This is a genomic window from Inquilinus limosus MP06 (genome assembly GCF_000767795.1).
Taxonomy (GTDB): Bacteria; Pseudomonadota; Alphaproteobacteria; order DSM-16000; family Inquilinaceae; genus Inquilinus; species Inquilinus limosus_E.
The window spans coordinates 1-5958 of the sequence record NZ_JANX01000397.1 but is presented as its reverse complement, the minus strand read 5'-3'; the positions used below and the strand labels follow the sequence as shown (position 1 = coordinate 5958).

Below are 5958 nucleotides of genomic sequence, written 5' to 3'. Positions count from 1 at the left end.
CGGCGGCTCGGTCCGCATCCCGGCCGCCTTCAACGGGCTGGTCGGGCTGAAGACCTCCGAGGGCCGGATCGACAAGACCGCCGTCTACCCGCTGTCGCAGACCCTCGATTCGGTCGGCCCGCTGGCCCGGACGGTGGAGGACTGCATCCTGCTGGACGCCGCCCTGCGCGGCGCCGTGGCCACCGACATCCGCCGCGCCGGGCTGGCCGGCCTGCGGCTGGTGGTGCCGGAGAATGTGGTGTTCGACCAGGCCGAGGACGGCGTGGTCGCCAATTTCGAGCGGGCGCTGTCGGTCCTCGCCGCCGCCGGGGCCAAGGTCGAGCGCCGGCGCCTGCCCGTCATCGACGAGATGTTCGCGACCGGCGCCGCCCACGGATCGCTGACGGCGGCGGAGGCCTATGCCTTCCACCGCGAGCTGATGGAGGGGCCGGACGCGGCGCGGGTCGACCCGCGCATCACCTCGCGCATCACGGCCGGCAAGCGGATGACGGCGCTGAGCCTGCTGGCGATCCAGGACATGCGCCGGCGGCTGACCGTGGCCCTGGCGGCGGAGCTGGACGGCGCCCTGCTGGCCTTTCCCACCGTGGCGCACGCGGCGCCGGAGATCGCGCCGCTGGAGGCCGATGTCGACCTGTACCACCAGGTCAACCTGCGCACCCTGCGCAACACCATGATCGGCAACATCCTGACCCTATGCGGCCTGGCCCTGCCGACCGGGCTGGACGGGCGCGGCCTGCCGACCAGCCTGCTGCTCTCCGCCCCCGCCGGCGACGACGCCCGGCTGCTGGCCATCGGCCTTGCGGCCGAGGCTGCCGGCATCGACCAACGGGGTTGATGGAAAGGCCCGGCCAAAGTCCCCCTCGGCCGGGCCTTCTCCCCTCCTCCGTCCCCCGACGGAGAGGATCAGACCGCGCTGAAGCTGCGGTCGATGGTGCTGGCGACGTCGACCCGGCCGCGCAGGATCCCGAACTCCACCGTCAGGTCGGCGGCGCGCTGCAGCTCCGCCACCACCGCGTCGTCGAGGGCGACGAAGCCGACCTGCTGCTGCTCGGTCGACCGCTGCACCACCGCCTCCGGGATCTTGGAGAGCCCGGCGTAGTAGCGGGCGTATTCGGCCGGATGGGCGCGGACCCAGGCGCGGCCGGCGCTGAGCCGGCCGAGAAAGTCCTGCAGCGCCGCGTGCTTGGCGGCGATCGCATCGACATGGGCCGCGACGAGGGTGATGGTCGGCGACAGGCCGCGCCCGTCCGCCACCACCCGGGCGCCGCGTTCCAGGATCTCGGTCGAGACATAGGGCTCCCACACCGCCCAGGCATCGATCGCGCCGGCCGCCAGCGCCGACCGCGCCTCCGGCGGCGGCAGCAGCACGATCTCGACCTCCGACGGGTCGATGCCGGCCTGCTTCAGCGTCGCCAGGATCAGGAACTGGCCCCAGCCGGCGCGGGTGCCGGCCAGCCGCTTGCCCCTCAGGTCCTGCACGCCTTGGATCGGCGACTCCGACCGCACCAGGATCGCCTGGGTGCGCGGGTCGGCCCGGTAGGCGCCGATGGCACGCAAGGGGGCGCCGGCGGCGAAGACGGTGAAGAAGGACAGGTCGCCCATCATGCCGACATCGAGCGCGCCGGCATTCAGCGCCTCGAGCAGCGGCTGCGCCGCCGGGAACTGCTTCCAGTCGATCCGGTAGGGCAGGTTGTCCGCCTGGCCCGAGACCTCGACCACCGAACGGTTGCCGAACAGCTGGTCACCAACTTGCAGCGCCGTCTCCTCGGCATGTCCCGGGCGGGCCAGCGTCAGCAGCGGCAGGCCGAAGGCGAGGCGCGACAGGTCGCGGCGGCTGAGCGTGCTGTGCATCGGCATCAATCCAGCAGGTCGGGCTCGGCCACGACGATCCAGTCCCACAACGGCTTGAAGCTGAGCGCCCCGCCGGTCGGGCCGCCGATCCGGTCATAGGTGAACTTCGCGGTGTCGTGGTCCAGCACGATCGGGGTGCCCGCGGCCTCGGCCAGCAGCTGGGCGTGGGCGGCGTTGTCCATGGCGATGTACCACCACGCGGCCGCCTCGACCGACGGGCCGGCGGTGAGGAAGCCGTGATTCTGCAGGATCACGGCCTTGCGGTCGCCGAGCGCCCCGACGATGCGCTGGCCCTCCTCCGCCTCCAGCACCACGCCGTGGAACTCGCCATAGAGCCCATGGTCGCCGTAGAAGGTGCAGGAATCCTGAGTGATCGGGTCCAGGAGCCGGCCCAGCGTCGACCAGGCCTTGCCGTAGGTCGAATGGGTGTGGGCGGCGGCGATCACGTCCGGCCGCGCCTTGTGGATCGCGGCGTGGATGACGAAGGCGGCCTCGTTGATCGGCTGGTCGCCGGCAACGATCTCGCCATGCTCGTTCACCAGCTGCAGGTCGGAGACACGGATCTGGCCGAAATGCTTGCCCAGCGGATTGACCCAGAAATGGTCGGTCAGCTCCGGGTCGCGCGCCGTGATGTGCCCGGCCAGGCCCTGGTCGAAGCCGCGGCGGGCGAAGATGCGGAAGGCCGCCGCCAGGCGCTGCTTGCGATGCAGCCGCTCCGCCTCCAGCGAGCTGTGCTGCGGCAGGGTGAAGAAGTCCCGGGCGCGGGTGGCAACGGTGGCTTGGCTCATGGGGAATCCTTGGGAGGGGGCGAAGGCTCAGGCGCTCTTGGACAGCAGATCGCCGTAGCGGCGGTCGAACAGCGGGGCGACGTCGATCGGGCCGGGCACCAGGCCGAGCTCGACGAAGGTGTCGGCGACGGCCTGGACCGAGGCGACGGCGTCGTCGGTCACCGGCTTCAGGTCGTTGGGCTGGCTGGCGTTGCGCAGTTGGCCCAGCACGATGTCGCGCGGCACGCCGATGGCGTCGCTGAAGATCGTCGCCCATTCCTCGAGATGGGCCTGCTGCCAGGCCCAGGCCCGCTTGATGCGCAGCAGGTAGTCGCCGATCGCGGCCGACAGCTTCGGGTCGTCCAGCGCCTCGGCCCGGGCGGCGTAGATGTAGTTGCCGGAGAGGTAGCCATTGGCGGTGACCAGCACCCGGGCGCCGGAGGCGGAGATCGTGATCGGCACCGAGTAGCCGTAGATCGCCCAGGCGTCGATCGCGCCCTGGTCGAAGGCGGCACGGCCGTCGGCCGGGGTCAGCGGCACGCCGATGATGTCGGCGAAGGACAGGCCGGCCGCCTTCAGGATCCGCGCCAGGTAGTACTGGGTGGTGGTGGCGCGGACATAGCCGACACGCTTGCCGGCGAGGTCGGCCGGCGTGCGGATCGGGCTGTCCTTCGGCACCAGCACGACCTGGTTGTTGACGTCGTCGGCGATGATCGCGACCGCCTTGATCCGGGCGCCGGAGGCGGCGGCAAAGACCGGCGGGATCTCGCTCATCGACCCGACATCGATGGCGCCGGCATTCATCGCCTCGACGATCACGTTGCCGGAGGCGAACTCGCCGAAGGTCAGGGTATAGGGCGTGCCGAGCTGCCCGGCCGCGCGCAGCAGATTGTCCTCACGGCCCTTGTACTTGGCAGCGCGCAGGGCGACGCCGACGAAATCAGTTCCGGCCCGAGACTGGCCGGGGAACGCCAGGAGGCCGGCGCCGCCGGCCAGCAGCGAGCGGCGCGACAGGAGAATGGGCACGGGCGCTCCTTGCGGTGAGCGAGGGACGGCAATGCAGAAATTAGACGTGAATCACGAGAATATACAAACATGAATGAGTCAAACTGAAATTTTGAACTATTCTATTATGTTGAATCTGAACATGTCATTGCCGGGCTTGACCCGGCATCCAGAGGGTCTCGATGCTCTCTGGATGCCCGGGTCAAGCCCGGGCATGACAGGACAGAGGCGGCCGTACCCGGCCTACTTCACCCGGAACGCGCCCTCCGACACGATGGCGGACAGCGGCTTGCGGCCGCTGGGGATCTCGCGTGGCTGCAGGCTCTCCGGCAGGACGGATTTGTCGCCGAGCCGGCCGATGGCGATCGCCGCGTCGGCCCCGTATTCCGGCGGCAGGCCCAGCAGGCTGCGGGCCTTGTCGCGGTCGAATCCCGCCATTCCATGGGTGTGCCAGCCGGCGAGCAGCGCCTGCAGCGCGAAGTTCGACCAGGCGGCGCCGGCGTCGAAGGAGTGGGTCGGCAGCGGCGTCTCGCCCTTGTCCGGCTGGTCGAAGCTGGCCTTCGACGCCACGATGATCAGCGCGGCGGCATGCTGGGCCCAGCCGCGATTCCATTCATTCAGGATCTCGAGGAACACCGGCCAGCGCTCCGTCCCGCGGCGGGCGTAGATGAAGTGCCAGGGCTGGGCGTTGTAGGCCGAGGGCGCCCAGCGCGCCGCCTCGAAGAAGCGCAGCAGTTCCACCTCCGGGATCGCCTCCTCGGTGAAGGCGCGCGGCGACCAGCGCTGCAGGAACAGGGCATCGATGTCGTGCTCGGCCACGCGGCCGTTCAGGCTGGTCATGTCGACTCCAGGGCCGATCCCGGATCGGCGAGGCTACGGCTGGTCTGAAAGGCCATTGTCATAGCGGCCAAAGCGTCGTCAAAACAAATTGTCGATGTGCAATCGTCCGGCATCGCTGCCATGCGATGGTGCCCGGAATCGCCGCTCCGATCCCCATCGCCGGCAGAGAGCGAAGGAGAATCAGCATCTTAAAATTATACATTCTATTTTTGATATTAAATTGAGAATCACATTGACTAAGAAACATCGTCAGTCATGATCTACATATCGGCGGCGCCCACTGTCGCCCCCCTCGCATCCCGGCAACAGGACATCGCCTTGGCCACCCTCTCGCTGACCCAGTCTGCCGGCGGCTTCACGGCCCGGATCGAGCGGTTCCGCCGCTTCATCCCGCCGCTGGTGATCGTGCTGCTGTGGCAGGCCGGCTCCTCCGCCGGGCTGATCCCGGCGCGGTCGATCGCCTCGCCGCTGACCATCATCGGCACCTTCTGGACGCTGCTGGCCTCGGGCGAGCTGCTGCAGCACCTGCTGGTCTCGCTCGGCCGGGTCAGCGCCGGCCTCGCCATCGGCGTCACCACCGGCGCAGCCCTGGCGCTGGTCGCCGGGCTGTCGAAGCGCGGCGAGGACCTGGTCGACGCCATCATGCAGATGCTGCGGACCATGCCCTTCCTGGCGCTGGTGCCGCTGTTCATCCTGTGGTTCGGCATCGGCGAGACGCCGAAGATCGCGCTGGTCGCGCTCGGCTCGGCCTTCCCGATCTATCTGACGCTGTTCGCCGGCATCCGCGGCGTCGACGCCAAGCTGGTCGAGGCCGCCGGCGTGTTCGGCCTGTCGCAGCGCGAGCTGATCCGCCAGGTGATCCTGCCGGGCGCCCTGCCCTCCGCCCTGGTCGGCCTGCGCTACTCGCTCGGCTCCGCCTGGCTCAGCCTGGTGATCGGCGAGCAGATCAACGCCTCCAGCGGCATCGGCTACCTGGTGATGACCGCGCGCGACTTCCTGCGCACCGACATCATCTTCGTCGGCCTGATCGTCTACGCCCTGCTCGGCCTCGCCGCCGACCAGCTCGTCCGCCTGATCGAGCGCAGCGTGCTGCGCTGGCGCCCCAGCTTCGTGAAGGAGTGAGCCACGTGCCCCTCTCCGCCGCCCGCCAGCGGGCCGACACCGACTCCGCCGAGCGCCCGGACGTCGTCCGCATCCGCGGCCTGACCCGGTCCTTCGGCGGCCCCAACGTCCTCGACCGGCTGGACCTCGACATCGCCGACGGCGCCTTCGTCGCCCTCTTGGGCCGCAGCGGCTCCGGCAAGTCGACGCTGCTGCGCACCCTGGCGGGGCTCGACCCCGCCCCGGCCGGCACCGTGACGGTGCCGTCGGAGCGCACGGTGGTGTTCCAGGAGCCGCGGCTGCTGCCGTGGAAGAGCGTCTGGCGCAACGTCGCGCTGGGCCTGCCCGGCGCCGGCGCGCGAGACCGTGCCGTTGCGGCGCTGCGGGAGGTCGG

7 protein-coding genes are annotated in these 5958 nt (G+C 70.1%); 3 read left to right on the top strand and 4 right to left on the bottom strand.

Annotated features, from left to right (window positions below; genetic code table 11):
* Nucleotides 1-835: amidase family protein (locus P409_RS24075; RefSeq protein ID WP_034844622.1), on the top strand; the 835-nt coding region annotated here is incomplete at its 5' end.
* 68 nt (nt 836-903) lie between these two features.
* On the opposite strand, the gene P409_RS24070 is transcribed toward P409_RS24075, so the two are convergent.
* The 4 genes from P409_RS24070 to P409_RS24055 all read right to left on the bottom strand — a co-directional run bounded on the left by P409_RS24070 (nt 904) and on the right by P409_RS24055 (nt 4463).
* Nucleotides 904-1851 carry an ABC transporter substrate-binding protein gene (locus tag P409_RS24070; RefSeq protein ID WP_202964786.1) on the bottom strand — a complete coding sequence of 316 codons (948 nt, stop codon included), beginning with the start codon at nt 1849-1851 and terminating at the stop codon, nt 904-906.
* A gap of 5 nt (nt 1852-1856) precedes the next feature.
* Nucleotides 1857-2639: a class II aldolase/adducin family protein gene (locus P409_RS24065; RefSeq protein WP_034844619.1), complete on the bottom strand. Its 783-nt coding sequence runs from the start codon at nt 2637-2639 to the stop codon at nt 1857-1859.
* A gap of 27 nt (nt 2640-2666) precedes the next feature.
* On the bottom strand, nt 2667-3644 hold the full coding sequence (locus P409_RS24060; protein ID WP_034844617.1) for an ABC transporter substrate-binding protein: 978 nt from the start codon (nt 3642-3644) through the stop codon (nt 2667-2669).
* 222 nt (nt 3645-3866) lie between these two features.
* A complete protein-coding gene (locus P409_RS24055; protein ID WP_034844616.1) occupies nt 3867-4463 on the bottom strand; it encodes a nitroreductase family protein in 597 nt (198 codons plus the stop codon).
* 318 nt (nt 4464-4781) lie between these two features.
* Between P409_RS24055 and P409_RS24050 the strand changes: the two genes are divergently transcribed.
* Together P409_RS24050 and P409_RS24045 are read left to right on the top strand one after the other, a co-directional pair.
* The gene (locus tag P409_RS24050; RefSeq protein WP_052121313.1) at nt 4782-5585 is read left to right on the top strand and encodes an ABC transporter permease subunit; all 804 of its coding nucleotides are present in this window, start codon (nt 4782-4784) and stop codon (nt 5583-5585) included.
* A gap of 5 nt (nt 5586-5590) precedes the next feature.
* Nucleotides 5591-5958, top strand: a 368-nt coding sequence (locus P409_RS24045; protein ID WP_430515658.1) for an ATP-binding cassette domain-containing protein, incomplete at its 3' end; no start/stop codon positions are given.